This window comes from Curtobacterium salicis (assembly GCF_011759505.1).
Lineage (GTDB): Bacteria > Actinomycetota > Actinomycetes > Actinomycetales > Microbacteriaceae > Curtobacterium > Curtobacterium salicis.
In genome coordinates this window covers 391,588-418,281 of sequence record NZ_JAAOYO010000002.1, presented here as the reverse complement: position 1 = coordinate 418,281, position 26,694 = coordinate 391,588, and the positions used below count along the sequence as shown (strand labels likewise).

Here is a 26,694-nt window from a genome sequence, read left to right as displayed (position 1 = left end):
GAATCGTGATTCCGAGCAGTCTAGGGAACCCAGCAGGAGTGGATCAACCCGGTGACGGCCCGGGTCGTCGTGTTCACCTGCGTGGAGATCGACCGGTCGCGCTGCTCCTGGGCCGGCAGCGTCACGACCCGCCAGCCGACGATCGTGTACGACTTGTCCAGCGCCTGCACCGCGCACTGCACGGTGGTGCCCGGGTCGACGGCGACCTGGGTGTGCACGACGACGCTGTGGTCGGACAGGACCTCGTACCCGACGTCGTCCGTGTCGAGTCCGTGCGTGGTCTGACCGGGGCCCGCCCAGATCACCCAGACCGCGAACACGATCGCGATGGCGACCGCGATCACGACGGCCAGCAGCTTGCCGCGGCGCCGGGTGTCCGCACTGCGCCCGTACCGGTCGTCGAGTGACGTCCGGCCGTCGAGGACGGTGGACGTGCCGCGTGCGGTTCCGCCTGCTGGGGCGTGGTGCTGATCGGACAGTTCGGGGCTCCCGGGGTGATTATCCTGATCCCAGGGTAGTTCACGCTCGCCGTGCGCCACCCGCGACCGCAAGTCCGTGAGCCGTGGAGGAACGTCTTGCCCCATCGTCTGCTGGCCGTGCACGCCCACCCCGACGACGAGTCGAGCAAGGGAGCGGCCACGGCGGCGAAGTACGTGGCCGACGGCGCCCAGGTCCTGGTCGTCTCGTGCACCGGGGGCGAGGCCGGGGACATCCTCAACGAGCAGCTCTCCGACACCGCCAAGGCCCGGGCGCACCGCGACATGGCGGGCTTCCGCCGCACCGAGATGGCCGCCGCACAGGCCGCCCTCGGCATCGACCACCTGTGGCTCGGCTACCACGACTCGGGACTGCCGGACGCCGAGAAGGGCGAGACCGTCCGTTCCGGCACCTTCTCGACCGTCCCGCTCGAGTACAGCACCGAGGCACTCGTGCGGGTGATCCGGCGCTTCCGACCGCACGTCCTGGTCACCTACGACGAGAACGGCGGCTACCCGCACCCCGACCACATCCGGACGCACGAGGTCTCGGTCGCCGCCTGGCGCGACGCGGCCGACCCGGACGCGTACCCGGACGCCGGCCCGGTGTGGTCCGTCGCGAAGCTCTACTACGAGCGGACGATGAACCCGCGCCGGTTCTCCGCCTTCCACGACGCCCTGCGTGAGCGCGAGCCGGAGAACCCCCTGCTCGAGCAGCTCGGTGAGTGGGTGGCCCGGTTCGCGGACCGCCCGGACCTCGCCACGTCGCACGTGGACGTCCACGAGTACTTCGACGCCCGTGACGCCGCCCTCCGCGCGCACGCCAGCCAGGTGCCGCCGGACAGCCCCTTCTTCTACTGGCCGAACGACCTGCTCGCCGAGGTCTGGCCGACCGAGGACTACCAGCTCGTCGAGTCCCGGGTCCCCACCGAGCTCCCCGAGTCCGACCTGTTCGCAGGCATCCCATCCGAAGAGGACGCGCACGCGTGAGCACCATCGCCGCGGTACTGGCCGCCACCACCCCCAGCCCGAGCCCGAGCGGCGTCCCCGACGTCGACGTCACCCCGGGCGTCGCGGGCTTCGTCGCCATCGCGCTCGTCGCGATCGTGACGATCCTGCTCGTGGTCGACATGACCCGCCGCATCCGCCGGACCCGCTACCGCGCCGAGATCCGGGAGCGTCTGGAGGCCGAGGTCGCCGGGGAGCCCGGGGACGGCGCGGTCACGGACGAGCCGTCGCGTCCCGCCGCCGAGGACGGCCGTGCCGATGTCGGTGACGACACCGAGCGCGGCTGACGCGACGCTCCGGTCGAGTCACCACTGACGGACGGGAGGCTCCCCACCAGCTGGTGGGGAGCCTCCCGTCCGTCGTGTGGTCCGGCCGCTGCCGGACGGGGTCAGCGAACGGGGTGCAGCGCGATCACGAGGATGCCGGCCCACTGCGCGGCGAAGGCGACGACGGTGAGGGCGTGGAAGACCTCGTGGAAGCCGAAGAACGTCGGCGAGGGGTCCGGACGCTTGAAGCCGTAGACCGCCGCTCCGAGGATGTAGGCCACCCCGCCGGCGAGGACGAGCACCGTCATCGGGACGCTCGCGGCGAAGAGCTGCGGCAGGATCAGGAACGCCGCGCAGCCGAGCGCCAGGTACAGCGGCACGTACAGCCACCGCGGGGCACCGATCCAGAAGACGCGGAACGCGACGCCGAGCAGCGCACCGCTCCACATCACCCACAGCACGATGACCATCAGCGAGTGCGGCAGCGCGCAGACCGCGACCGGTGTGTACGTGCCGGCGATGAGCAGGAAGATGTTGGTGTGGTCGATGCGTTTCAGCACACGCTTGACGACCGGACGCCAGGGGAACCGGTGGTAGGTGGCCGAGACGCCGAACATGACGAGCGACGTCGCCATGAAGACGGCGCTGGCACCCTTCGCCGCCGGGGTGACCGCGAGCGTGATGAGCACGATGCCCATCGCCGCGGCGAACGGGAACGTGCCGGCGTGGATCCAGCCGCGCCATGCCGGGCGGGTGTCGGCCGGTCCGGCGGCGGCGGTGGTCTCGGCCTCCTCCGTGAACGGCACGTGGGGGAGGGCAGGTGCGCCCTGGTCTGACTGCATGCTCCGACCGTACGGCCGAGGGACGGGACGGTGGCTGGGAGTCCGATCGCGGGGCGCTTGCACTACAGTCGACGCCGTGACGGGCAGGTTGGGATGGGCGGGGCGTGGGCTCCTCTACCGCGCCTACCAGAACCGCATCCGGCGCCAGATCGACGGCGCGCAGAAGCCCCGGCACGTCGCGATGATCGTCGACGGCAACCGTCGCTGGGCTCGTCAGCTGGGGCTCGAGACCGCCGCGCACGGCCACCGGGCGGGTGCCGCGAAGATCCCCGAGTTCCTGTCCTGGTGCGAGGACCTCGACATCCAGGTCGTGACGCTCTACCTGCTCTCCGCCGACAACCTGACGGGGCGCGGGGGCGAGGAACTCGACCAGCTCGTCGGGATCATCGCCGACCTGGCCGAGCGGCTGTCGCACCACCGCACCTGGCGTGTCCAGCACGTCGGGTCGAACGACGGCTTGCCGCCCGAGCTCGTCGCAGCCCTCGAGGCCGCGGAGGTCCGGACCGCCGACCACACCGGGCTGCACATCAACCTCGCCGTCGGGTACGGCGGTCGGCGGGAGATCGCCGATGCGATGCGCAGCATCGTCCGGAGCCACGGTGAGGGCGGCGGGACGCTCGACACCCTCGCCGAGGTCCTGACGCCGGAGCTCATCGGCGACCACCTCTACACGCAGGGGCAGCCCGACCCGGACCTGATGATCCGGACGTCGGGGGAGCAGCGGTTGTCGGACTTCCTGCTGTGGCAGAGCGCGCACAGCGAGTTCTACTTCGTGGAGGCGTTCTACCCGGACCTCCGAGAGGTCGACTTCCTCCGGGCGGTTCGCGACTTCGGGTTGCGGTCGCGGCGCTTCGGCGGCTGAGTCGTTCCACAGCAAGCGAGATCGTCTCAGGGCCGGGCGGTCCACCGTTGCTGCTCCTGGCGCTTCCCGGACTGCATTCGCCCCGGTGAACCGGTCCCAGTAGGCTCACAGGGTTCTGCCCACTGGAAGGTGCCCCCGTGACCACGATCGACGAGTACGTCGCCGGCTTCGCCGAGGAGCCCGGCTACCTCGACCACGCGGCCTTCGGTCCCGTGCAGACCGCAGTCCTCGAGGAGCAGCGCGTCCTCGGTCACATCCAGGAGCACATGCGCTTCGGGGCCATGGAGACGCTCGACGAGCAGGACGCCCGCGTCCGCGCCGTCGCCGCCCGGCTCGTCCGCCGCCGCGAGGACCAGGTCGTCTCCCAGACCGCCACCACCCCCGGCCTCCTGCACACCGCGTTCGGCCTGACCGGCGGCGTGCTCGTCGCCGCCGACGAGTACCCGTCGCTGCCGCTCGCGCTCGCCAGCGCTGCCTCGGCCACCGGCGGCCGCGTGCAGCCCGTCGTGATCGAGTCCGGCGCCGGCTGGCTGACGCCCGACCGCATCCGCGAGCGTCTGTCCGACGACGTGACCGCCGTCGCGCTGTCCCTCGTGGACTGGCGCACCGGGTACCTCGCCGACCTCGCCGCCATCCGTGACGTCATCGGGGACCGCCTGCTCATCGTCGACGCCATCCAGGGCTTCGGCATCGTCGACGCCCCGTACGAGGTCGCCGACGTCGTGGCCACGGGCGGTCAGAAGTGGCTGCACGCCGGATGGGGTACCGGCTTCACCGCCTTCAGCGACCGCGCCCTCGCACGGGTCAAGCCGGCACTGTCCGGTCCGCACGGCACGACCGGCTGGCCCACCGAGGTGCCGAGCGTCCGCGCGGGAGCGGCCGCGTTCGCGATGTCGCGCGTCGACCCGGTCTCCCAGGCGCGCCTGGCCGTCTCGCTCGAGCGTCTCACCGCCGTCGGGGTCGCCGCCGTCCAGGAGCGAATCGCCGACCGGGTGGACCGGATCATCGACATCGCGGACGAGTTCGGGCTGCCCGTCGAGTCCAGCCGTGACCGCCGGGAGCGTGCCGGCATCGTCGTGCTCCGACCCGCCGCCGGGCGGCTCACGGCGCTCACCGCGGCGATGCACAACCACGGCGTCACGGCGACCGCTCGCCTCGGCGAGGTCCGGGTCTCCGCGTTCGCGTCCACCACGGACGAGACACTCGGCATGTTCCGCGACGCGTGCATCTCGTACGCGACGATGGGCTGACGCCGGCTGTCGCTCCGGCTCCCGCTCCGGCTCGCCCCTCGGCCGAGCCGGACCGACGTGCGCTGACCGCTGACCGCTGACCGCTCGGCGAGGGGTGCGGGGCGTGCCGGGGCGGGCGGGAGGCACGTGGCGGGCCCGCACCGCGCCTCCCGGACGTTCAGCCGGCCGACACACGACCGTAACCGCCGGAACAGGCGTGTCGCTGGTGCCGTCCGTGTGCGCGCCGTAGCTTGGCGACATCGGGCAACGCGCCCGGTCGGAGCGGCCACGGTCGGTGCTCCGGGACCGCTCCAGTGGCCGCGTCGAAGGACATGACCGGGCCGAGCGCGGCCCGGGGATGGAGTGGTCGTGACCTCTCAGAACGTCTCTCGCGGAACGTCTTCCACCTCGCCGCAGCACACCGCTGCGAGCAGCCGGGCCGCGGACTCGTCCACGCCGGTCGCCCAGCGCACGTACGTGCTGGACACATCGGTGCTGCTCAGTGATCCGCGCGCCCTGTTCCGGTTCGACGAGCACGCGGTGGTCCTGCCCGTCGTGGTCGTCAGCGAACTCGAATCGAAGCGCAACGACCCGGAGATCGGGTACTTCGCCCGCCAGGCACTGCGGATCCTCGACGAGCTGCGCATCGAACACGAACGCCTCGACTTCCCGATCGCGGTCGGTGACGGCGGTTCCCTCCGCGTCGAGCTGAACCACTCCAACCAGTCCGTCCTGCCCTCGGGCCTGCAGCTCGGCGACAACGACTCCCGGATCCTGGCCGTCGCGTCGAACCTGGCGAACGACGGGCTCGACGTGGTCGTCGTGTCGAAGGACCTGCCGCTCCGCGTGAAGGCCGCGTCGATCGGCCTGGCCGCGCAGGAGTACCGCGCCGAACTCGCCGTCGACAGCGGCTACACCGGCATCACGACCCTGCAGGTGTCCGGCGACCAGGTGGCGGACCTCTACGAGAAGGAGGAGATCCGCACCCCGGAGCTCGACGGCGTCCCCGTCAACACCGGCGTCGTCATCCACTCCGAGCGCGGATCGGCCCTCGGTCGCGTGCACTCGGCGGGTGCCGTGTCGTTGGTGCGTGGCGACCGCGAGGTCTTCGGCCTCCGCGGCCGCTCCGCCGAACAACGGCTGGCGATCGACGCGTTGCTCGACCCGGAGATCGGCATCGTCTCGCTCGGCGGCAGCGCCGGCACGGGCAAGTCGGCGCTCGCCCTGTGCGCCGGACTCGAAGCCGTCCTGGAGCGTCAGCAGCACAAGAAGATCATGGTGTTCCGCCCGCTCTACGCCGTCGGCGGGCAGGAGCTCGGGTTCCTGCCGGGCGACGCCTCCGAGAAGATGAACCCGTGGGCGCAGGCGGTGTTCGACACCCTCGGCGCGCTGGTCTCCGACAACGTCCTGGACGAGGTCGTCGAACGCGGCATGCTCGAGGTCCTGCCCCTCACCCACATCCGCGGACGCTCCCTGCACGACGCGTTCGTCATCGTCGACGAGGCACAGTCCCTCGAACGGAACGTGCTGCTCACCATGCTGTCCCGGATCGGGCAGAACTCCCGGGTGGTGCTCACGCACGACGTCGCCCAGCGGGACAACCTGCGGGTCGGACGGCACGACGGGGTCGCCTCGGTGATCGAGCGGCTGAAGGGGCACCCGCTGTTCGCCCACGTGACGCTGACGCGGTCGGAGCGCTCGGCGATCGCGGCGCTCGTGACGGAGATGCTGGACTCGCCGGACCTCGCGTAGCGGGCGCGCTCGGCGCGTTCCGCGCTGAGCGACAGGCCTCGCGCTGGTCGGCGCGAGGCATGTCGCTCAGCGCGATCGGACGTTCGGTAGAACCGCACCGCGCCTCCCGTCCGGTGCGACGGCGCCGGACGGGAGGCGCGGACCGGTCAGTTCGGGTGCGTCATGCTGAGGACGTCGAGGGCGCTGTCGAGCTGCTCCTCGGAGACCTCGCCGCGCTCGACGAAGCCGAGGGCGACCACGGCCTCGCGCACCGTCAGGCCCTCTGCGACGGCGTACTTCGCGACCTTCGCGGCCGACTCGTAGCCGATGACCCGGTTCAGCGGCGTCACGATCGACGGCGACGACTCGGCGAAGGCCCGCGCCCGCTCGAGGTCCGCCTGCAGCCCGTCGACCGTCTTGTCGGCGAGCACCCGGGAGCTGTTCGCGAGCAGGCGGATGGACTCGAGCAGCGCCGTGCCCATCACCGGGATCGCGACGTTGAGCTCGAAGGACCCGGAGGCGCCGGCCCACGACACGGTGGCGTCGTTGCCGATCACCCGCGCGGCGACCATGAGGGTGGCCTCGGGGATGACCGGGTTCACCTTGCCGGGCATGATCGAGGAGCCCGGCTGCAGGTCGGGGATGTGCAGCTCGCCGAGGCCCGTGTTCGGCCCGGAGCCCATCCAGCGCAGGTCGTTGTTGATCTTCGTCAGGCTGACCGCGATGACCTTCAGGGCACCGGACGCCTCGACCAGGGCATCACGCGCGCCCTGGGCCTCGAAGTGGTCGAGGGCCTCGGTGATCGGCAGGCCGGTGTCCTCGGCGAGCTGGGCGATGACCTGCTGCGGGAACCCCTTCGGCGTGTTGATGCCGGTACCGACGGCGGTACCACCGAGCGGGACCTCGGCGACGCGGGGGAGCGTGGCGTGGACGCGCTCGACGCCCAGGCGGATCTGGCGCGCGTAGCCGCCGAACTCCTGCCCGAGGGTGACCGGGGTGGCGTCCATCAGGTGCGTCCGGCCGGACTTCACCGCGTTGGCCCACTCCACGGCCTTGCGCTCGAGGGCCTCGGCGAGGTGCTCGAGCGACGGCACGAGCGACCGGATGAGGCCATCGGTCACGGCGACGTGGACCGAGGTGGGGAAGACGTCGTTCGAGGACTGCGACGCGTTGACGTGGTCGTTCGGGTGGACCTCGGTGCCGGCGACGCGGGAGGCCAGGGTCGCCAGGACCTCGTTCATGTTCATGTTCGACGAGGTGCCGCTGCCGGTCTGGTACACGTCGACCGGGAAGTGCTCGTGGTGCTCGCCGCCGATGACGGCGTCGGCCGCCGTGGCGATGGCCTGCGCGACGTCGTCGTCGAGGATGCCGAGTCGGCCGTTGACGAGCGCCGCGGCACGCTTGATGCGGGCGAGGGCGATGATCTGCGCGGACTCGAGGCCGGTGCCCGAGATCGGGAAGTTCTCCACGGCCCGCTGCGTCTGCGCACGGTAGAGGGCCGACGCGGGGACCCGCACCTCGCCCATCGTGTCGTGCTCGATGCGGAACTCGCCGTCAGCGGGGGTGGTGGTGTCGGTCACGTCGTCGTGGTCCTTCCTCGTGGTGCTCACACCGGGTCGCGGTCGCGGCGGTGTCGGTGGCGCTCCGGCGGCTCGTCGCTGCCGGAGCGGTCACGCGGTCGGGTCAGGCCTGTCCGACGACGGTGTCGATCGTGACCTCGCCTGTGGTGAGGTCGTAGGTCGCGCCGACCACGGCCAACCTACCGTCCGCGATCGCGTCCGAGACGGCACCCGACCGGTCCAGGATCGTCTTCAGGCTGGACTCCAGGTGCGCAGCTCCGACGGACTCCTGGGCGACGTCGGGGTCGGTGGCGCGGACCCGCTCGACGCTCGGGGTGATCGCGTCGACGAGGACCTGCAGGTGCGGGGCGGGGACCGGCTCACCCGATCGTGCAGCGGCGACGGCACCGCACTTCGTGTGGCGGAGCACGACGACGAGCGGGGTGCCCAGGGCGACGACGGCGAACTCGATCGAGCCGAGCACGACGTCGTCGACGATCTGCCCGGCGTTCCGGATGGCGAAGACGTCACCGATCCCGGCGTCGAACACGTGCTCGAACGGCACGCGCGAGTCGGAGCAGCCGAGGACCGTGGCGAACGGAGCCTGCGACCCCTGCAGCTCGGAGCGGCGCTCGGGGTCGATCCGGCCGGTGCGACGCTTGTCGGCGGCGAAGCGGGCGTTGCCGTCGACCAGGAGTCGCAGGGCGTCGGCGGGGGTGGAAGCGGCGCGGTCGGTCATCGTGTGTCGTTCCTCGGGCTGTTCGGGTTCGCGGGGTGATCGGGTCGTGCGTGCTGCGTGCTGGTCGTGCCGGCGGTGGTGCTGCTGTCTAGCGGTCGAGTTCCTCGCCGACCGCCGTCGCCACCGTCGCGAAGGACTTCTGGTCGGCGGTGCCGGCGAGCACCACGGTGTCCGTGCCGGACGTCGTCACGAGGGCGTACGCGTTGTTGCCGGCGCCCTTGCCCTCGTCACGTCGGTCGTACACGGTCCACTTCGTCCCGGCGATCGTCCGGGAACCGGTGGCGCGCTCCTGGTCGAGCTGGTCGGCGATCCAGGTGTCGTTCGCGTCGATGCCCTGGTGCATGCCGATGTACTGGTCGTCGGGCGTCAGGAGGCCGATCGTCCACACGGCCACCCCGCGGGACGAGCCGGACTGGTACTCGGCGTGGTTCGACGTGTACGACGACGGCAGATCGGGGACCAGGAGCGCCGCCCCGGAGACGTCGGCCTGCTTCGCGACCTGTCGGTAGTCGACGGCGCGGTCCACGGCCTGGTCGGGACGGACCACGACGGCGACCAGGAACAGCACGATGCCGAGCGATGCGATGAGCGCCAGCACGAGGTTGAACGCCGTCTGGTGTTCACGTCGGGCTCGGCGCGCGGTGTCCTTGCGTGCCCAGGTCTCCTCCGCCGTCTCGGGGCGACCGAGTTCGGCGACGATCGGGCGACCGGTCTCCGGGTCGCTCATCGGACGTCACCGGCGACGGTCTGGTCCGCACTGCCGTTCTCGGTGGCTGCGCGGGCGGCGTCGAGTCGGGCGCGGGCGCCGACGAGCCACTCTTCACAGCGGGCGGCGAGGGCTTCGCCGCGCTCCCAGAGGCCCAGGGACCGCTCGAGGGTCGCCGACCCCTGCTCGAGCTCGGAGACGACACGGACGAGTTCGTCACGCGCCGCTTCGTAGCTCAGCGAGCGGACGTCGGGCTGCTCGGACTGCTGCTCGGAAGACACGCTCCGATCCTACCGAGCCGCCACCGACGCGACCGCTGTCGCGACCGCTGTCGCGGACGCCTGTGGAGAACACGCGGGGTGTGGAGGACCGCACGCCGGTCTGCCGGGGCCGGGACGGGCCTCCCGGCTCAGGAACCGGACCCGTCGGGACCGGGCCCGTCCGGCTCGAGGATGCCGACCGCGGTCCCCGTGCCGAGCGTGACGTGCACCGGGGTGGCACCGTCGAGGTCGTCCGCGCCGCGGACCACCGCGCCGCTGCCCGTCTGCACGATCGCGTACCCGCGACGGAGGGTGTCCCGCGGCGACAGCGCGCGCAGCCGACCGGTCAGGTGCCCGACCTCGGAGTGGGAGCGTTCGATCCGGCGGTCGATGAGCTCCCGCGCACGCGAGAGGTCGCGGGCGACCTCTTCGGCGCGGGTGTCGACGAGCCAGGCGGTGGACGCCAGCGCCGGCCGCGAACGCAGGGCCGCGATCCGGTCGGCCTCGACCGAGAGCGTGTGCGACAGCCGCAGACCGAGCCGGGCCCGTGCCTGCCGGACGTTCGCCAGTTCCTCGGCCACGTCCGGCACCACGCGCTTCGCGGCATCGGTCGGGGTGGAGGCGCGGAGGTCGGCGACCTCGTCGAGGATCGGCCGGTCGGCCTCGTGCCCGATGGCGGAGACGATGGGCGTCGTCGCGGCCGAAGCCGCCCGGACCAGGCCCTCGTCGCTGAAGCCGAGCAGGTTCTGGAAGTCGCCGCCGCCGCGCGCGACGATGATCACGTCGACCTCGGGATCGGCGTCGAGTTCCTGGATGGCCGCGGTGACCTCGGCCACGGCCCGGTCGCCCTGCACAGCGGTGTGCACCGTGCGGAACGCGACCTGGGGCCACCGGAGCTGCGCGTTCCGCTTGACGTCCTTCTCGGCGTCGGAGTCCTTGCCGGTGATCAGGCCGATGCGGTGCGGCAGGAAGGGGAGGCGCTTCTTCCGGGCCGGGTCGAAGAGACCCTCTTCCGCCAGTGCCCGGCGCAGCCGTTCGAGGCGTTCGAGCAGGTCCCCGAGCCCCACGTGCTTCATCTCGACGACCTGCATGGTCAGCGAGCCGCCCTTGACCCAGTAGTTCGGCTTGACCGCTGCGACGACACGGGCACCCTGCTTGAGGTCCGCCGGCACCCGGGAGCGCACGCTCGACCAGATGGAGAACGAGACGGTGGCGTCGACCTCGACGTCCTTGAGCTTGCCGTAGACGTTGCCGCCGGCGACGTTCCACTGGGTGATCTCACCCTCGACCCAGGCGACCCCGAGCCGGTCGATCCAGTCGCGGAGCTTCGCACCGAGCAGCGCGACGGGCCACGGGTCCTCTGCCGTGGGCGGCCCCTGTTCGATCGCCATCGTGCCCCTCTCTCGTCGTCCGCACCATGTTGCCGGACACCGGTGACAGCCCGGGCCCCGGCGTGCCTCCACGGGCTCGTCGGTGCCCAGCCTGTGCGGGTCCTGCTCACCCATCATCGGGGACGTGACGATCACCAACGGCCACTCGGTCCCGCTCGCCCCGCCGCGGCTGCCCGCAGCGCGCGGTCGACTGCGCGACGTCCCGGTCAGCGGACCGAAGCGGGTCCTGCTCGCAGCCCCCCGCGGGTACTGCGCCGGCGTCGACCGGGCCGTGGTCGCGGTCGAGAAGGCACTCGAGCAGTACGGCGAGCCGGTCTACGTCCGCAAGCAGATCGTCCACAACGTGCACGTCGTGTCCACGCTCGAGCAGCGCGGAGCCGTCTTCGTCGACGACGTCGCCGAGGTGCCGCGCGGATCGCACGTCGTCTTCAGCGCGCACGGCGTCTCGCCGGCCGTCGTGGCCGGTGCCGCGGAGCGCGACCTGCACGCCATCGACGCCACCTGCCCGCTCGTCACCAAGGTGCACCGCGAAGCCACCCGGTTCGCCAAGGCCGAGCGCACCATCATCCTCATCGGGCACGCCGGCCACGAAGAGGTCGAGGGCACGATGGGCCACGCACCCGACCGGACGATCCTGGTGAACGGTCCGGCCGACGTCGCCGCGCTCGAGGTCCCCGACCCCGACAACCTCGTCTGGCTGTCACAGACCACGCTGAGCGTTGACGAGACCATGGAGACCGTGCGGCTCCTGCGCGAGAAGTACCCGTCGATCGAGAACCCGCCCTCCGACGACATCTGCTACGCCACCCAGAACCGACAGGTCGCCGTGAAGAAGGTCGCACCGGCTGCGGACCTGGTCATCGTCGTCGGCTCCGCGAACTCGTCGAACAGCGTCCGACTCGTCGACGTCGCCCTCGAGTACGGCGCGAAGGACGCCCACCGTGTCGACTACGCCGAGGAGATCCGGCAGGAGTGGCTCGACGGTGTCCGGACCGTCGGTGTCACCAGCGGTGCGTCCGTGCCCGAGGTCCTGGTCGCCGAGGTCCTCGAACAGCTCGCCGACGCCGGCTACGGCACCGTCGAAGAGGTCGTCACCGCCCACGAGGACCTGATGTTCTCGCTGCCCCGCGAACTCCGCACCGACGCGGACGGCAAGTCCACACGTCCGCTCGGCGGGCGCACCCGATGACCGAGTCCGATCCGCAGACGGACGGCTGGTCCGGCGTGCCGCCGCGTGCGACCACCGCGGCGGACGGCCAGGAGGCCCGGGTCGCCCCCGACACGTCTGCCGACTCCGACCGTGGTGGCGCTGGTGCCGGCTCCGGTGCCGGTGCCGGTGCCGGTGCGGGTGCTGCCGGTCGTCCGGCTCCGCAGTACGGCGAGTACGCACCGGAGGGCTGGGTCAACCCGGTCCTCGCCGAACAGGAGCGCCAGGAACAGCGGGACCGCGAGCACGCAGCCGCCTCGGCCGCCGCATCCGCCGAGCGCTCGAACGGCACGGGTCGACGGAACGGCACCGCGCGTCCGAACGGCACCGCGCGTTCGAACGGCTCGGCGCGTCCGGACGGCTCGGGCCGCTCGTCGCAGGTGGACCGCGGTCGGGGAACGACCCCGCGGGAAGGTACGTCCGTCCGCCGACTCGGCGCGTCCCCGGTCGACGTGCTCCTGACGTTCGTGCTGCTCGCGATGGGCCTGGTCAGCGTCGTGCAGTCGCTGTCGATCGGCGCGGTCGCCTCCACGGTCCGTCAGACCCTCGAGACGAACTACACCGCCCTGCAGCACCCTGGCACGTTGAACGGTGCGGCGATGATCAGCGCCGTCGGCATGCTCGTGGTCTACGCCCTCGTGCTCTGGTGGTCCGTCGTCCGGCTCCGCGCGGGCAAGCGGACGTTCTGGGTCCCGCTGCTCGGCGGCGCCGTCGCGACGGTGTTCAGCTCGATCGTCTTCGTCATCGTCGTGTTCCAGGACGACGGCTTCGTCGCGTCGATGATGCGGCAGGCGTCGGGCGGCTGAGCCCGGGTCCGCGGACCCGGGCGCACCCCGGCGTCAGGCGAGGAACGCCGCGACCGCCGCGTGGAGGTCGGCGAGGTCGTCGACGTGCACGAGCTCACGCACCGAGTGCATCGACAGCAGACCGACGCCGATGTCGATCGTCGGGATCCCCAGCCGCGTCGCCGCGATCGGACCGATCGTCGAGCCGCCCGGGATCGTGTTGACGTTGACGAACGGCTGGTGGTCCACACCGGCCGCTTCGCACGCGGCGGCGAACACCGCGGTGCCCTTCGCCTCGGTCATGTAGCGCTGGTTCGCGCTGATCTTCAGCAGTGGACCACCACCGGGCCGCGGGCGGTTGGTGGGGTCGTGCTTCTCTGCGTGGTTCGGGTGCACCAGGTGACCGGCGTCACTCGACAGCAGCCACGAGGCACGGAACGCCCGGGCCGACTCGGAGCGGCTGGCACCGAGGCCCTCCTGCACGCGGGCCAGGACGTCCTCGAGGAACGGCCCACCCGCACCCGACGGTGACGACGACCCGATCTCCTCGTGGTCGAACGCCGCGAACACCGGGATGTGGTCACCGTCGCCCGGAGCCTCGAGCAGCCCACGCAATCCCGCGTGCACACTCGTCAGGTTGTCCATCCGGCCCGAGGCCAGGAACGCCCGGTCGATGCCGATCCGCTGCGGTGCCTGCGCGTCGGCGAAGAAGAGGTCCCACGACACGGCGGTCTCGCCGAGTCGGGAGCGCAGCCACGCCATCGCGTCGCTGCCGCCCGTGCTGCCGTCCGTGCCGACGATCGGCAGGGTGTGCCGCTGCTTGTCGAGCGCCGGACCGTCGTTGACTCCACGGTCGAGGTGGATCGCGAGGTTCGGGATCCGGGCGACGGCGTCGACGGTGTCGAAGAGCGTGGTGGTGCCGTCACGGTGGACGACTCGGCCGGCGATGCGCAGGTCGCGGTCGAACCACGTCGACAGGACCGGGCCGCCGTAGACCTCGACGTTGAGCTGCTCCCAGCCGCCGACGCGGACCGTCGGGTTCGGCTTGATGCGGAAGCCGGGGGAGTCGGTGTGCGCGCCGAGGATGCGGAACGGCGTCGTCGCGGTCGCGCCCTCCGGCAGACGCCATGCGATCACGGCCCCGTCGCGGACCACGACGTAGGCGCCCGGCTCGGTCGGCCACGCGGCGGTCTCCTCCAGGTCGGTGAAGCCCGCGGCCACCAGGCGGTCACGGGCGACCGACGCCGCGTGGAAGGCGGTGGGGGACTCCGTGACGAAGTGGGCGAACTCGCTGGCGATGGCGTCGACGGTCATCCGTCCATCGTGGCACGTCGTCTCGACCCGGCACGCAGTGGACGTCCCCGGACGCGGACGGGGGCGCGTCCAGCGGACGCGCCCCCGAGCCTCCCGGCCGACCTTCAGCTCTGGGCCCTTGTCAACGATGGGCCGTTGTCAGCTCTGCGCCCTTGTCAGCTCCGGGCCGTCGTCAGCTCCGGGCCGTCGTCAGCTCTGGGACTGTCCGGCGGAGCCGAGGACCTTCGTGGCCTCGACGACGCGAGCGGCCATCGCGGACTCGGCGACCTTGCCCCAGGCGCGCGGGTCGTACTGCTTCTTGTTGCCGACCTCGCCGTCGAGCTTCAGGACGCCCTCGTAGTTCGAGAACATCGATCCCGCGATCGAGCGCGTGAACGCGTACTGCGTGTCCGTGTCGATGTTCATCTTGATGACACCGTTGCGCACGGCCTCGTGGATCTCGTCGTCGGTCGACCCGGATCCACCGTGGAAGACGAGGTCGAGCGGGTTCTGGCCGGTGCCGTGCTTCTGCGCGATGGCGTCCTGGATCTCGCCGAGGAGCTCGGGGCGGAGCTTGACGTTGCCCGGCTTGTACACGCCGTGCACGTTGCCGAACGTCAGCGCCGCGATCCAGCGGCCCTGGTCGCCCATGCCGAGCGCCTCGACGACCCGCTCGACGTCGTTCGCGGTCGTGTAGAGCGCGTCGTTCGTGCCCTCGTGCTGCACACCGTCCTCTTCGCCGCCGACGACGCCGATCTCGACCTCGAGGATGGCGTTGATGTTGCGCGTCTTCTCGATCATCGTCTTGGCGATCTCGATGTTCTCGTCGAGGGGCACGGCCGAACCGTCCCACATGTGCGACTGGAAGATCGGGTTGCGGCCCTGACGGACTTCTTCTTCACTGGCGGCGATGAGCGGCAGGACGAACCCGTCGAGCGCGTCCTTCGGGCAGTGGTCCGTGTGCAGCGCGACCGTGATCGGGTAGTTCTTCGCCACCTGGTGTGCGAAGGCGGCCATGGCGAGGGCACCGGCAGCCCGGTTCTTCACCGTCTGGCCCGCGAAGTAGTCGGCCCCACCGGTCGTCACCTGGATGATGCCGTCGGAGCCCGCCTCGGTCAGCCCCTGCAGGACCGCGTTGATGGTCTGCGAGGACGACACGTTGACCGCGGGGTAGGCGAACTTCCCGGCCTTCGCGCGGTCGATCATCTCGGCGTACTGTTCCGGCGTTGCGATGGGCACTGGGATCTCCTTCGACTTCTTCGGTGATGTCCTGTTCGATGCTAGTCAGGGCCGGTTGGTGCGTGGTGGGTGTGACGGGTGCCTGTGGACGGATCGCGCTCTGCACATCCGTCCGCCGGGGAGGCCGGACGGTCGGCGCTCGGTACGCTGGGGGGTGTGACTCCCACGACTGAGACCGGCTCCCTGTTCCTCCAGCCCGACCGCAACCTCGCGCTCGAGCTCGTGCGTGCGACGGAGGCCGCCGCGATCCGTGCGCAGCCGTGGGTCGGACGGGGTGAGAAGAACCTCGCCGACGGCGCCGCGGTGGACGCGATGCGCAAGTTCCTCGGCACCGTGAACTTCGACGGCGTGGTCGTCATCGGCGAGGGCGAGAAGGACAACGCCCCGATGCTCTACAACGGCGAGCACGTCGGCAACGGCCACGGCCCCGCCTGCGACATCGCGGTCGACCCGATCGACGGCACCTCGCTCACCGCCGCCGGCCGCCAGAACGCCATCTCCGTCATGGCCGTGTCCGACCGCGGCTCGATGTACGACCCGTCCGCCGTCTTCTACATGGACAAGATCGCCGCCGGACCCGAGGGTCGCGGTGTCCTGGACCTCGACAAGCCGATCGGCGACAACATCCGCGCGCTGGCGAAGGCCAAGGGCAAGGACCTCGAGGACATGGTCGTCGCCGTGCTCGACCGTCCGCGACACGACGAACTCATCCGCGCCATCCGCGCGACGGGTGCCGGCACGCGACTCCTCCTCGACGGTGACGTCGCCGGCGGCATCGCGGCGGCACTCCCCGGCTCGGCGATCGACATGTGCGTCGGCGTCGGTGGCACCCCGGAAGGCATCATCACCGCATGCGCGATCAAGGCGTTGGGCGGTGTCCTGCTCGGCAAGCTCCAGCCGAAGGACGACGAGGAGCGCGAGCGCGCCATCGCCGCCGGCCACGACCTGGACAAGGTCCTCGACCAGGACGACCTGGTGACCGGCGACAACACGTTCTTCGTCGCCACCGGTGTCACCGACGGCGTCCTCGTCGACGGCGTCCGTCGCTCGCGCGGCGTCATCCACACCGACTCGCTCGTCCTGCGGTCGCGCTCGAACACGATCCGCCGCATCCAGGCGGACCACCGCGCCGAGAAGTGGTTCTGATCCACTGAGCTGACGGCGCCCGGCCCGTCCGGCCGGCAGCGCAAGCGGCCGGCGGCCGGGCTCAGTCCTCGGTCGCGCTGACGAGCTCCGGGGCCGTCAGCAGCCGCGGCTCGTCCTCGATGCTCGTCGGGTCCGCGATCACCTTCGACTCGTCGAGCAACGACAACCGACGGGCACTCGGCAGCACCTGCCGCTCGAGCGACCCCACGAAGCGGTTGTAGTCGACGACACTGCCCCGGATGGAGCGGCCGAGCTTGTCCACGTGGGTGGCCATCGTCGCGAGTCGTCCGTGCAGTTCGCGGGAGATCGTGAAGAGCTCACGCGCCTCTTGCGTGACGACGTCCTGCTGCCACGAGAACGCGACGGTCTTCAACACCGACCAGAGCGTGACCGGCGAGGCCAGCGCCACACGCTTCCGGAACGCGTGGTCGAGCAACCCCGGGTCCGCGGCGAGGGCACTGGCGATGAGCGACTCGGACGGGATGAACGCCACGGTCAGCTCCGGCGAGGCGTCGTAGCCGGACCAGTACTCCCGCGCAGCGAGGGCGTCGACGTGCGCTCGGAGCGCCTTGACGTGTTGCGCCATCAGCTGGTCGCGGCGAGCGGCTTCGGCGCCGGTCGCGCTGGCGGGGATCTCCGAGGCCTGCAGGTAGGCGGCGAAGGGGACCTTCGCGTCGACGGCGATCGACTTGCCGCCGGGCAGGTGCACGATCATGTCCGGCCGGGCGGCACCGGCCGAGGTCGTGACGGCGGACTGGACGTCGAAGTCGACGCGTTCGAGCAGTCCGGCTGCTTCCACCACGTTGCGGAGCTGTGTCTCACCCCAGACTCCGCGGGTGCTGTTCGACGACAGGGCGCCGGCGAGTGTCTCGGCCGTGGCGCGGAGGCGTTCCTCGGACTCCGCGGCGGACCGGAGCTGCGCCGAGATCGCCCCGTACTGCTCACTGCGGGACCGTTCGAGTTCCGCGATCTTCTCGCGCATCACCTGCAGGGTGTCGGCGACCGGGCTCAGCGCCGTCAGCACCTTCGACTCGTCCTGGGCTCGAGCGGACTCGGCGCCGTGCAGCCGCTGCACCAGGTGCTCGAGTTCGGCCGCCCGGCGTTCGAGGGAGTCCACCTGCCGTCGGTACTGCGTGTCCTGGGCGTCGAGCCGGTCGTCGGCGTCGTTCCGGGACTCCTCGAGCTGGGACCGCATCGCCTCTGCGGTGGCACGAGCGACCGCCGCGTCGACGCCGGCACGGGACTTGGCGAGCGTCCACGCGACGAGTGCACCGACGAGGGCGCCGAGCACGAGGCCGATGACCAGGGCGAGGATCTGCATGACGCGACCCTGGCAGGACCCACCGACACCGTGCCTCCCGTCCGGGCCCGCACCGAGCGGCGTCCGCTCGCCGCGCCGAGCAGGGTCGGAAACCATGTCATGACATTAGGCCAAGCGTCGTGTACAGTCGTGCTCGTCCGACGATGAAGCCGCACGGAAGGTCCTGCTGTCGCATGACGATCGAAGCACCGCACGCCTACGACGTGATCACGATGGGACGCGTCAGCGTCGACATCTACCCCCAGCAGACCGGCCCCCTCGAAGACGTCGAGACGTTCTCGAAGTCCGTCGGCGGCAGCGCCACGAACGTCGCGATCGCAGCGGCACGACACGGTGCCGACACCGCCGTCATCACCCGCACCGGCAACGACCCGTTCGGCCGGTACATCGCCCGGACCCTGCCCGAGTTCGGCGTCGCCAACGACTTCGTCGGCACGGTCGACGGGCTGAACACGCCGGTCGCGTTCTGCGAGGTGTTCCCGCCGGACGACTTCCCGCTCTACTTCTACCGCGCTCCGAAGGCGCCGGACCTGATGATCACGGCGAAGAGCCTGCCGCTGCACGAGATCGAGCGGGCGCGGGTGTTCTGGACCACCGTCACCGGACTCAGCGAAGAACCGAGCCGGACCGCCCACCACGTCGCGTACGCGGCACGGAGCGCGTCCGAGCACAGCACGAAGGTGCACACGGTCCTGGACCTCGACTACCGGTCGATGTTCTGGTCGACACCCGCCGCCGCCACGCGGGAGGTCGCCGTCGCCCTCGAGCACGCCACCGTCGCCGTGGGCAACCGCGAAGAGTGCGAGGTCGCCGTGGGGGAGACCGACCCGGTCCGTGCGGCCGACGCACTGCTGGAGCGCGGGGTCGAGATCGCCATCGTCAAGCAGGGACCGAAGGGCGTCCTGGCGAAGACCCGCGACGAGTTCGTCGAGGTCCGTCCGCACCACGTCGACGTCGTCAACGGCCTCGGTTCCGGCGACGGCTTCGGCGGTGCGCTGACGCACGGGCTGCTGCAGGGCTGGGGGCTCGAGCGCGTCCTGTCGTTCGCGAACGCCGCCGGCGCGATCGTCGCCACCCGGTTCGAGTGCTCGACGGCGATGCCGACGAGCGACGAGATCGACGCCTTCCTGCGGAGCAACCCGACGCAGGGATCGGCGACCGGGCCGGGCACCACCGAGGGAACCGACACCGAGGAGGCTCTCCATGCCTGAGCTGACCAGTTCCGACTTCGACCGCCTGCGTGACACCCGCGCCGGTCACCCCGAGCGGATCGCCTCGGTGCTCGCATCGCGACGGAGGCGCCCCCTCCTCGGCGAGGACGGCAAGCTCTTCATCGTGGCTGCGGACCACCCCGCCCGTGGCGCACTCGCCGTGCGGGACGACCCCGCCGCGATGGCCAACCGCTACGACCTGCTCGAACGGCTGGTCGTCGCCCTCGCTCGGCCCGGTGTCGACGGGGTGCTCGGGACGCCGGACATCCTCGAGGACCTGGCGCTCCTCGGCGCCCTCGACGACAAGGTGGTCGTCGGCTCGATGAACCGTGGTGGACTCCGCGGCGCGACGTTCGAGATGGACGACCGCTACACCGCGTACTCGGCGGGGTCGATCGCGGACTCCGGGTTCGACTTCGCGAAGCTGCTCATCCGCGTGGCCCTGTCCGACGCCGGCACCGCCCCGACGCTCGAGGCCACCGCGAAGGCCGTGACCGAGGCCGCAGCACGCCGTCTGCCGATCATGCTCGAGCCGTTCATGTCGGAGCGCCGCGACGGCAGCGTCGTGAACGACCTGTCCGCCGAGGCCGTGATCACCTCGATGGCGATCGCAGCGGGCCTCGGGGAGTCCAGCGCCTACAGCTGGCTGAAGATCCCGGTCGTCGACGACATGGAACGTGTGATGGCCGCGACGACCCTGCCGACGCTCCTGCTCGGCGGTGACCCGGCGTCCCGTCCGCTCGAGACCTACGCGAAGTGGGCGGACGCCCTCGCGCTGCCGGGTGTCCGGGGCCTCGTCGTCGGCCGGACGCTCCTCTACCCGTCCGACGGCGACGTGGCCGGAGCGGTCGACGTGGCCGCCGGGCTCGTCCACAGCGGGACGCCGACCCCCGATCTGTCCACAGACCCACACGAGGCTGACCGGGGAACCGTCGGCTCCGCGAGCATGAACGAGCCCGTCTCGGAAGGAAGCAACGCATGACCACCACGAGCGCCCCCGCCACCACCGGCGACGCGACCGACGGCGCGACCGTCGGACACTGGATCGACGGCGCCCACGTCCCCTCGACCTCCGGCCGGACCGCGCCCGTGTACGACCCGGCCCGGGGCGTGGTGACCAAGCAGGTCGCGCTCGCCGACGAGCGCGAGGTACAGGCCGCGATCGCGAGCGCCAAGGCGGCCTTCCCCGCGTGGAGCGAGCTCTCCCTGTCCAAGCGGCAGCAGATCATGTTCTCGTTCCGCGAGATCCTGAACCGCGACAAGGCCGAGCTCGCCGAGATCATCACGAGCGAGCACGGCAAGGTCGTCTCCGACGCGCTCGGTGAGATCGCCCGTGGGCAAGAGGTCGTCGAGCTGGCCACGAGCATCCCGCAGCTGCTCAAGGGCGAGTTCTCCGACCAGGTGTCGACCGGCATCGACGTCTACTCGATCCGGCAGCCGCTCGGTGTCGTGGGCATCATCAGCCCCTTCAACTTCCCGGCGATGGTGCCGCTGTGGTTCCTGCCGATCGCCATCGCCGCCGGCAACACCGTCGTGCTGAAGCCGAGTGAGAAGGACCCGTCCGCGGCCATCTGGCTGGCGTCGAAGTTCACCGAGGCGGGACTTCCGGCCGGGGTCTTCACGGTGCTCAACGGCGACAAGGTCGCGGTCGACGGGCTGTTGACGAGCCCGGACGTCGAGTCCATCTCGTTCGTCGGTTCCACCCCGATCGCGCAGTACGTCTACGAGACCGGTACGAAGCACGGCAAGCGCGTGCAGGCCCTCGGCGGCGCCAAGAACCACATGCTCGTGCTGCCGGACGCCGACCTGGACCTCGTCGCGGACAACGCGATCAACGCGGGCTTCGGCTCCGCCGGTGAACGCTGCATGGCGATCTCGGTCGTCGTCGCGGTCGAGCCGGTCGCCGACGAGCTCATCGCGAAGATCGCCGAACGCGCCGCCACGCTGCGCATCGGTGACGGTCGCCGCGGCTGCGACATGGGACCGCTCGTCACTGAGCAGCACCGGGACAAGGTCGCCTCGTACATCGAGGTCGCAGAGCAGGACGGTGCGGTCATCGTGGTGGACGGCCGCACCGTCCGTCCCGACGGCGACGAGAACGGCTTCTGGCTCGGCCCGACGCTGATCGACCGGGTGCCGACGTCGAGCCGCGTCTACACCGAGGAGATCTTCGGTCCGGTGCTGTCCGTGGTGCGCGTCGAGTCCTACGAAGAAGGACTGGCGCTGATCAACGGCGGCGCGTACGGCAACGGCACGGCGATCTTCACGAACGACGGTGGGGCCGCTCGGCGGTTCCAGCGCGACGTCCAGGTCGGCATGATCGGCATCAACGTGCCGATCCCGGTACCCGTGGCTTACTACTCGTTCGGCGGGTGGAAGAACTCGCTGTTCGGCGACCACAAGGCGTACGGCGCCGACGGCGTCAGCTTCTTCACGCGGCAGAAGGCCATCACCTCCCGGTGGCTCGACCCCTCGCACGGTGGCATCAACCTCGGCTTCCCGTCGAACGGCTGACCCGACGATGACCGACAACTGGTTCAACCCGCGGGGCACCCGGCCGGAGGACGGCTGGACCGACGTCATCGACGGCCGCGTGCCGGGGTGGGCGCACACCGGCCTCCGGACCGGCACGCTGACGGACGGCGGGTCGCTCCGCCTCGACGCGGGTGCCGTCGAACGGATCGTCGTGCCGCTCGCCGGCAGCTTCACCGTGACCCACGGCGACGCGGTGCAGCAGCTCGAAGGTCGCACGAGCGTCTTCGAGGGCCCCACCGACGTGCTCTACCTCGGCCCGGGGACCGCCGCGGTGGTCACCGGCACCGGCCGCCTCGCGGTTGCCGAGGCTCCCACCGACGTGGTCAAGCCGACGGTCCACATCCCGCGGCAGGACGTCCCCGTCGAACTCCGTGGTGCCGGGCAGTCGAGCCGTCAGGTCCACAACTTCGGCACGCCGGCCGCACTCGATGCCGCACGGTTGATCGTGTGCGAGGTGATCACGCCCGCGGGCAACTGGTCCTCGTGGCCGGCGCACAAGCACGACACCGAGCGGCCCGGGCAGGAGTCCGAGCTCGAGGAGATCTACTACTACGAGTCCGCCGTCGCCCGCGGTGCCGAGCACGTGGCGCCGGATTGCGCCGACCCGTTCGCGCTGCACCGGACCTCGGCCTCGGACGACCGGCCGATCGACGAGTTCCGGCAGGTCCGCACCGGTGACGTGGCCCTCGTGCCGTACGGCTGGCACGGCCCGGCCGTCGCCGCCCCCGGCTACGACATGTACTACCTCAACGTGATGGCCGGCCCCGGACCGGAACGCGTCTGGAACATCACCGACGACCCCGCCCACGGGTGGGTCCGACAGCTCTGGGAGTCCGAGCCCCTCGACCCCCGCCTTCCCTACCTCAAGGAGGACGTGTGACCACCACGACCCGTCGCATGACCGTCGGCCAGGCGCTCGTCGAGTTCCTGGCCAACCAGTGGACGGTGGACGGCGACGTCCGCGAGCGCACGGTCCCCGGGATCTTCGGCATCTTCGGCCACGGCAACGTCGCCGGGCTCGGCCAGGCGATCAAGCAGCTCCACGTCGAGCAGCCGGGGTTGCTGCCCTACCACCAGGCCCGCAACGAGCAGGCGATGGTGCACGAGGCCGTCGGCTTCGCCCGGATGCACCGCCGACGTGCGACCTTCGCCGCCACGGCGTCGGTCGGACCCGGTGCAGCGAACATGCTCACCGCGGCGGCCCTCGCCACGACCAACCGGCTGCCGGCACTGCTGCTGCCCTCGGACACCTTCGCGACACGCACCACGGACCCGGTCCTGCAGCAGATCGAGATGCCGCACGACACCTCGATCCAGGTGACCGACGCGTTCCGGCCGCTCTCGCGCTTCTTCGACCGCGTGGTCCGTCCGGAGCAGCTGTTCTCGATCGCGCTCCAGGCGATGCGGGTGCTGACCGACCCGGCGGAGACCGGTGCGGTGACGATCGCCCTGCCGGAGGACGTCCAGGCGGAACAGCTCGACGTCCCAGTCGCGTTCCTGCAGCCCCGCGAGTGGCACATCCGGCGCCCGCTGCCGGAGACCGGTCCGCTCGAGCGTGCCGTCACCGCGATCCGACAGGCGAAGCGTCCGGTCGTCGTCGCCGGTGGTGGCGTCCTCTACTCCGGCGCCGAGGACCAGCTCCGCCGCTTCGTCGAGGCCACCGGGATCCCGGTCGGCACGTCCCAAGCCGGCGGCGGCTCCCTGCTCTGGGACCACCCGCAGTACCTCGGGGGCATCGGGGCGACCGGCACGGCTGCGGCCAACGCGGTCGCCGCGCAGGCCGACGTCGTCATCGGGATCGGCACGCGGTACAGCGACTTCACGACAGCCTCCCGCACGGCCTTCCAGGATCCCGACGTCACCTTCGTCAACGTGAACGTGGCGTCCTTCGACGCCTACAAGCACGGCACGCAGCTGCCGGTGATCGCCGACGCGCGGGAGGCCCTCATCGCCCTGACCGCGGCCCTCACCGCCGACGCGTCGTACGCCGTGGACGCCGGCTACGCCGCCGAGGTCCGGGACCGGAAGCGGGAGTGGGACGCCGTCGTCGACGAGGCGTTCACCCCGTCGGGCGCCGACCTGCCGGGTCAGGCCGAGATCATCGGAGCCGTGCAGGCCGCCAGCGATCCGCGCGACGTCGTCATCCAGGCCGCGGGATCCCTGCCGGGTGACCTGCACAAGCTCTGGCGGGTCCGGGACGCACTCGGGTACCACGTCGAGTACGCCTTCTCGTGCATGGGCTACGAGATCGCCGGCGGCATCGGTGTGCGTCGTGGGGCCCCCGACCGCGACGCCATCGTGATGATCGGGGACGGCTCGTACTTGATGCTGCACACCGAGCTCGTGACCGCCGTCGCCGAGGGCATCAAGATCATCGTGGTGCTCATCCAGAACCACGGGTACGCCTCGATCGGCCACCTGTCGGAGACCGTCGGCTCGGAGCGGTACGGCACCAAGTACCGCTACCTGGACGAGACCCGGTCGTTCGAGAACGGCGAACCGCTGCCCGTCGACCTGGCCGCCAACGCCCGGTCGTACGGCGTCGACGTCATCGAGGTGCAGCCCGGGCCGGACAGCATCGCGGACCTCAGCGCGGCGGTCCGCCAGGCGAAGGCGAACGACCACACGACCCTCGTCCACATCAACTCCGACCCGCTGGTCTACGCGCCGGACGGCGACGGCTGGTGGGACGTACCGGTGGCGCAGACCTCCACCCTCCCCAGCACCCAGGCCGCCCGCGCCGAGTACGAGCAGCGGGTCGCCGCGCAGCGTCCGCTGCTCGGCTGAACCCGATCCGACACAGAAAGCGACAGCGACGTCATGACCGACACCGCCACCCCCATCGGCACCCCCGCCACCGACGCGGCGCCCGCCTCGATCCGCATCGGCACCGCGCCCGACTCGTGGGGCGTCTGGTTCCCCGACGACCCGGGGCAGGTCCCGTGGCAGCGCTTCCTCGACGAAGCCTCCGCGGCCGGGTACGAGTGGATCGAACTCGGACCCTACGGGTACCTGCCGACCGACCCGTCGCAACTGTCCGACGAGCTCGAGTCCCGCGGGCTGAAGCTCTCGGCGGGCACCGTGTTCACCGGGTTCCACAAGGGTGACGACCAGTTCCAGCGTGCGTGGGACCAGGCGGTCGCCGTCGCGGGTCTGGCCGCGGCGCTCGGCGCCGAGCACCTGGTGACGATCCCGGACCTCTGGCGTTCCGACGCCACCGAAGAGGTACTGGAGGCCCGGACGCTCAGCGACGAACAGTGGGAGCGACTCGGTAGGGGCCACGACCAGCTCGGCAAGGCGCTGCTCGAGGAGTTCGGTGTCCACCAGCAGTTCCACACCCACGCGGACAGCCACGTCGGGACCTACAAGGAGACCGTGCGGTTCCTCGAGGTCACGGACCCCGAGTACACGAACCTCTGCCTCGACACCGGCCACTTCGCGTACTACGGCGGCGACAACCTGAAGCTGATCGCCGCCCACCCGGACCGCATCGGCTACCTGCACCTCAAGCAGGTCGACACCGACCTGCTGTTCGACGTCCTGAAGAACGACGTGCCGTTCGCGACCGCCGTCTCGCAGGGCATCATGACCGAGCCCCCGTACGGCACGCCCGCCCTGGCGCCGATCATCGAGGCGGTCGCCGCGATCAACCCGGACGTCTTCGGCATCGTCGAGCAGGACATGTACGGCTGCTCGGTCGACGCACCCGGCCCGATCGCCGAGCGCACCTTCCAGCACATCTTCGGCTCCACCTCCGCCGCCCGCGCCTCCTGACGTGCCGCCAACGCACCGTCACCGACCCCAGGGGAAGAACACCATGACCACCACGCAGAACCTCCGCGTCGCCGTCGTCGGCGCCGGCATGATGGGCGCCGACCACGTCCGACGCATCACCGCGAAGATCTCGAACGCCGACGTCGTCGCCGTCGTCGAACCGGACGCCGGCCGCGCCGCCGCCGCAGCCGCACTCGCGCCGGGAGCGATCACCGCCGCTTCGTTCGACGAGGCGCTCGCCGCCACCGAGATCGACGGCGTCATCATCGCGACCCCCGGGTTCCTGCACGAGCCGATCCTGGTGACCGCGCTCGAACGCGGCCTCGCCGTCCTCTGCGAGAAGCCCCTGACGACGAGCGCCGCGGACAGCCTGCGCATCGTGGAGCTCGAGCAGGAGCACGCCAGCCGTCCGACGATCCAGGTCGGGTTCATGCGCCGCTTCGACACCGGGTACCAGGAGCTGAAGGCGCTGCGGGAGTCCGGCGCGAACGGCGCGCTGCTCGCACTGCACCACGCGCACCGGAACCCGACGACGCCGCCGAACTTCAGCGAGTCGATGCTCATCCACGACTCGGTGATCCACGAGATCGACATCATCCCGTTCCTCACGGGCGAAGCGATCACGAGCGTCGAGGTCAAGAAGCCGCGGAAGAACTCCCTGGCACCGGCCGACCTGCCCGAGCCGCAGTTCGTGTTGTTCACCACCGAGTCGGGGACGATGGCGATCGTCGAGATCAACGTGAACGCCCAGTTCGGCTACCAGGTCACCACCGACGCCGTGTTCGAGTCCGGCGTCGCCTACATCGGTCGCGACACCTCGCAGACGATCGTGTCCGCCGGTGTCTCGGGCCAGGGCGTCACGCCGTCCTTCAAGGAGCGGTTCGCGGCGGCCTACGACGAGGAGGTCCAGCGCTGGGTGGACGCCGCCCGCGACGGGGGCATCGACGGCCCGAGCGCCTGGGACGGCTACACGGCGTCCGTCGTCGCCGAGGTCGCGGTCCGTGCGCAGCAGTCCGGCGCGACCGAGCACGTCGAGTACGCGGTGACCAAGCCGGCCTTCTACGACGCGACGGCACCGGCCGACGCGACGGCCGACGCGCTGACCGGGGTGTAG

At 71.1% G+C, this 26,694-nt stretch carries 25 protein-coding genes; 15 read left to right on the top strand and 10 right to left on the bottom strand.

The genetic code is table 11. The features are described from left to right. Positions 1 to 20: 20 nt before the first annotated feature. A complete protein-coding gene (locus E9228_RS17520) occupies positions 21 to 344 on the bottom strand; it encodes a DUF4307 domain-containing protein (RefSeq protein WP_166779719.1) in 324 nt (107 codons plus the stop codon). A gap of 231 nt (positions 345 to 575) precedes the next feature. Here E9228_RS17520 and mca point away from each other — a divergent pair, with 231 nt between their 5' ends. Together mca and E9228_RS06260 are read left to right on the top strand one after the other, a co-directional pair. Then, positions 576 to 1,466, top strand: a complete 891-nt coding sequence (gene mca, locus E9228_RS06265; RefSeq protein WP_208385609.1) for a mycothiol conjugate amidase Mca — start codon at positions 576 to 578, stop codon at positions 1,464 to 1,466. Further along, complete coding sequence (locus E9228_RS06260; RefSeq protein WP_166779718.1) at positions 1,463 to 1,771, top strand: hypothetical protein; 309 nt, start codon at positions 1,463 to 1,465, stop codon at positions 1,769 to 1,771. Before mca ends, E9228_RS06260 begins: the two co-directional genes overlap by 4 nt. 101 nt (positions 1,772 to 1,872) lie before the next feature. Here the strand turns inward: E9228_RS06260 and trhA are convergent, their stop codons facing one another. Further along, positions 1,873 to 2,592, bottom strand: a complete 720-nt coding sequence (gene trhA, locus E9228_RS06255; RefSeq protein WP_166779717.1) for a PAQR family membrane homeostasis protein TrhA — start codon at positions 2,590 to 2,592, stop codon at positions 1,873 to 1,875. Positions 2,593 to 2,668: 76 nt separating this feature from the next. On the opposite strand from trhA, the gene E9228_RS06250 reads away from it, so the two are divergent. The 3 genes from E9228_RS06250 to E9228_RS06240 all read left to right on the top strand — a co-directional run bounded on the left by E9228_RS06250 (position 2,669) and on the right by E9228_RS06240 (position 6,435). Next, complete coding sequence (locus E9228_RS06250; protein WP_341849799.1) at positions 2,669 to 3,454, top strand: isoprenyl transferase; 786 nt, start codon at positions 2,669 to 2,671, stop codon at positions 3,452 to 3,454. Between the two features lie 137 nt (positions 3,455 to 3,591). Next, positions 3,592 to 4,704 carry an aminotransferase class V-fold PLP-dependent enzyme gene (locus E9228_RS06245; RefSeq protein ID WP_166779715.1) on the top strand — a complete coding sequence of 371 codons (1,113 nt, stop codon included), beginning with the start codon at positions 3,592 to 3,594 and terminating at the stop codon, positions 4,702 to 4,704. Between the two features lie 342 nt (positions 4,705 to 5,046). Beyond that, the gene (locus tag E9228_RS06240) at positions 5,047 to 6,435 is read left to right on the top strand and encodes an RNA 5'-3' helicase PhoH2 (protein ID WP_425248368.1); all 1,389 of its coding nucleotides are present in this window, start codon (positions 5,047 to 5,049) and stop codon (positions 6,433 to 6,435) included. 146 nt (positions 6,436 to 6,581) lie between these two features. Here the strand turns inward: E9228_RS06240 and E9228_RS06235 are convergent, their stop codons facing one another. From E9228_RS06235 to xseA, 5 genes are all read right to left on the bottom strand, one after another. Further along, positions 6,582 to 7,994, bottom strand: a complete 1,413-nt coding sequence (locus E9228_RS06235) for an aspartate ammonia-lyase (protein WP_166779713.1) — start codon at positions 7,992 to 7,994, stop codon at positions 6,582 to 6,584. Between the two features lie 103 nt (positions 7,995 to 8,097). Continuing rightward, positions 8,098 to 8,712 carry a carbonic anhydrase gene (locus E9228_RS06230; protein WP_166779712.1) on the bottom strand — a complete coding sequence of 205 codons (615 nt, stop codon included), beginning with the start codon at positions 8,710 to 8,712 and terminating at the stop codon, positions 8,098 to 8,100. Positions 8,713 to 8,800: 88 nt separating this feature from the next. Beyond that, positions 8,801 to 9,439, bottom strand: a complete 639-nt coding sequence (locus tag E9228_RS06225) for a DUF4245 domain-containing protein (RefSeq protein WP_166779711.1) — start codon at positions 9,437 to 9,439, stop codon at positions 8,801 to 8,803. Next, on the bottom strand, positions 9,436 to 9,699 hold the full coding sequence (locus E9228_RS06220) for an exodeoxyribonuclease VII small subunit (RefSeq protein WP_166779710.1): 264 nt from the start codon (positions 9,697 to 9,699) through the stop codon (positions 9,436 to 9,438). The genes E9228_RS06225 and E9228_RS06220 overlap by 4 nt, the downstream gene beginning before the upstream one ends. A 128-nt stretch (positions 9,700 to 9,827) precedes the next feature. Next, a complete protein-coding gene (gene xseA, locus E9228_RS06215; protein ID WP_166779709.1) occupies positions 9,828 to 11,069 on the bottom strand; it encodes an exodeoxyribonuclease VII large subunit in 1,242 nt (413 codons plus the stop codon). A 124-nt stretch (positions 11,070 to 11,193) separates the two neighbouring features. Between xseA and E9228_RS06210 the strand changes: the two genes are divergently transcribed. Next, positions 11,194 to 12,258 carry a 4-hydroxy-3-methylbut-2-enyl diphosphate reductase gene (locus E9228_RS06210; protein ID WP_166779708.1) on the top strand — a complete coding sequence of 355 codons (1,065 nt, stop codon included), beginning with the start codon at positions 11,194 to 11,196 and terminating at the stop codon, positions 12,256 to 12,258. Continuing rightward, complete coding sequence (locus E9228_RS06205) at positions 12,255 to 13,082, top strand: DUF6264 family protein (protein WP_166779707.1); 828 nt, start codon at positions 12,255 to 12,257, stop codon at positions 13,080 to 13,082. Before E9228_RS06210 ends, E9228_RS06205 begins: the two co-directional genes overlap by 4 nt. 33 nt (positions 13,083 to 13,115) lie before the next feature. Here E9228_RS06205 and E9228_RS06200 read toward each other — a convergent pair whose 3' ends face one another. Both E9228_RS06200 and fbaA read right to left on the bottom strand, forming a co-directional pair. Further along, a complete protein-coding gene (locus E9228_RS06200; RefSeq protein ID WP_166779706.1) occupies positions 13,116 to 14,375 on the bottom strand; it encodes a M18 family aminopeptidase in 1,260 nt (419 codons plus the stop codon). Positions 14,376 to 14,564: 189 nt separating this feature from the next. Further along, on the bottom strand, positions 14,565 to 15,593 hold the full coding sequence (gene fbaA, locus E9228_RS06195) for a class II fructose-bisphosphate aldolase (RefSeq protein ID WP_166779705.1): 1,029 nt from the start codon (positions 15,591 to 15,593) through the stop codon (positions 14,565 to 14,567). A 156-nt stretch (positions 15,594 to 15,749) separates the two neighbouring features. Between fbaA and glpX the strand changes: the two genes are divergently transcribed. Further along, positions 15,750 to 16,739, top strand: a complete 990-nt coding sequence (glpX, locus tag E9228_RS06190; RefSeq protein ID WP_111075711.1) for a class II fructose-bisphosphatase — start codon at positions 15,750 to 15,752, stop codon at positions 16,737 to 16,739. Positions 16,740 to 16,800: 61 nt separating this feature from the next. On the opposite strand, the gene E9228_RS06185 is transcribed toward glpX, so the two are convergent. After that, complete coding sequence (locus E9228_RS06185) at positions 16,801 to 18,060, bottom strand: DNA recombination protein RmuC (RefSeq protein ID WP_166779704.1); 1,260 nt, start codon at positions 18,058 to 18,060, stop codon at positions 16,801 to 16,803. Between the two features lie 173 nt (positions 18,061 to 18,233). Between E9228_RS06185 and iolC the strand changes: the two genes are divergently transcribed. The 7 genes from iolC to E9228_RS06150 are packed head-to-tail and all read left to right on the top strand — an operon-like array spanning position 18,234 to position 26,694. Beyond that, entirely contained in the window at positions 18,234 to 19,271 is a 1,038-nt protein-coding gene (gene iolC / locus E9228_RS06180) for a 5-dehydro-2-deoxygluconokinase (RefSeq protein WP_166779703.1), read from the top strand. Then, positions 19,264 to 20,253 carry a class I fructose-bisphosphate aldolase gene (locus E9228_RS06175; RefSeq protein ID WP_166779702.1) on the top strand — a complete coding sequence of 330 codons (990 nt, stop codon included), beginning with the start codon at positions 19,264 to 19,266 and terminating at the stop codon, positions 20,251 to 20,253. Before iolC ends, E9228_RS06175 begins: the two co-directional genes overlap by 8 nt. Next, positions 20,250 to 21,785, top strand: coding sequence for a CoA-acylating methylmalonate-semialdehyde dehydrogenase (locus E9228_RS06170; protein ID WP_166779701.1), 1,536 nt, complete (start codon positions 20,250 to 20,252; stop codon positions 21,783 to 21,785). The genes E9228_RS06175 and E9228_RS06170 overlap by 4 nt, the downstream gene beginning before the upstream one ends. A 7-nt stretch (positions 21,786 to 21,792) precedes the next feature. Further along, positions 21,793 to 22,686: a 5-deoxy-glucuronate isomerase gene (gene iolB / locus E9228_RS06165; RefSeq protein ID WP_166779700.1), complete on the top strand. Its 894-nt coding sequence runs from the start codon at positions 21,793 to 21,795 to the stop codon at positions 22,684 to 22,686. A 17-nt stretch (positions 22,687 to 22,703) separates the two neighbouring features. Next, positions 22,704 to 24,593: a 3D-(3,5/4)-trihydroxycyclohexane-1,2-dione acylhydrolase (decyclizing) gene (gene iolD / locus E9228_RS06160; protein WP_208385678.1), complete on the top strand. Its 1,890-nt coding sequence runs from the start codon at positions 22,704 to 22,706 to the stop codon at positions 24,591 to 24,593. A gap of 33 nt (positions 24,594 to 24,626) precedes the next feature. Continuing rightward, entirely contained in the window at positions 24,627 to 25,580 is a 954-nt protein-coding gene (locus E9228_RS06155; protein ID WP_166779698.1) for a sugar phosphate isomerase/epimerase family protein, read from the top strand. A 43-nt stretch (positions 25,581 to 25,623) separates the two neighbouring features. After that, positions 25,624 to 26,694, top strand: a complete 1,071-nt coding sequence (locus tag E9228_RS06150; protein ID WP_166779697.1) for a Gfo/Idh/MocA family protein — start codon at positions 25,624 to 25,626, stop codon at positions 26,692 to 26,694.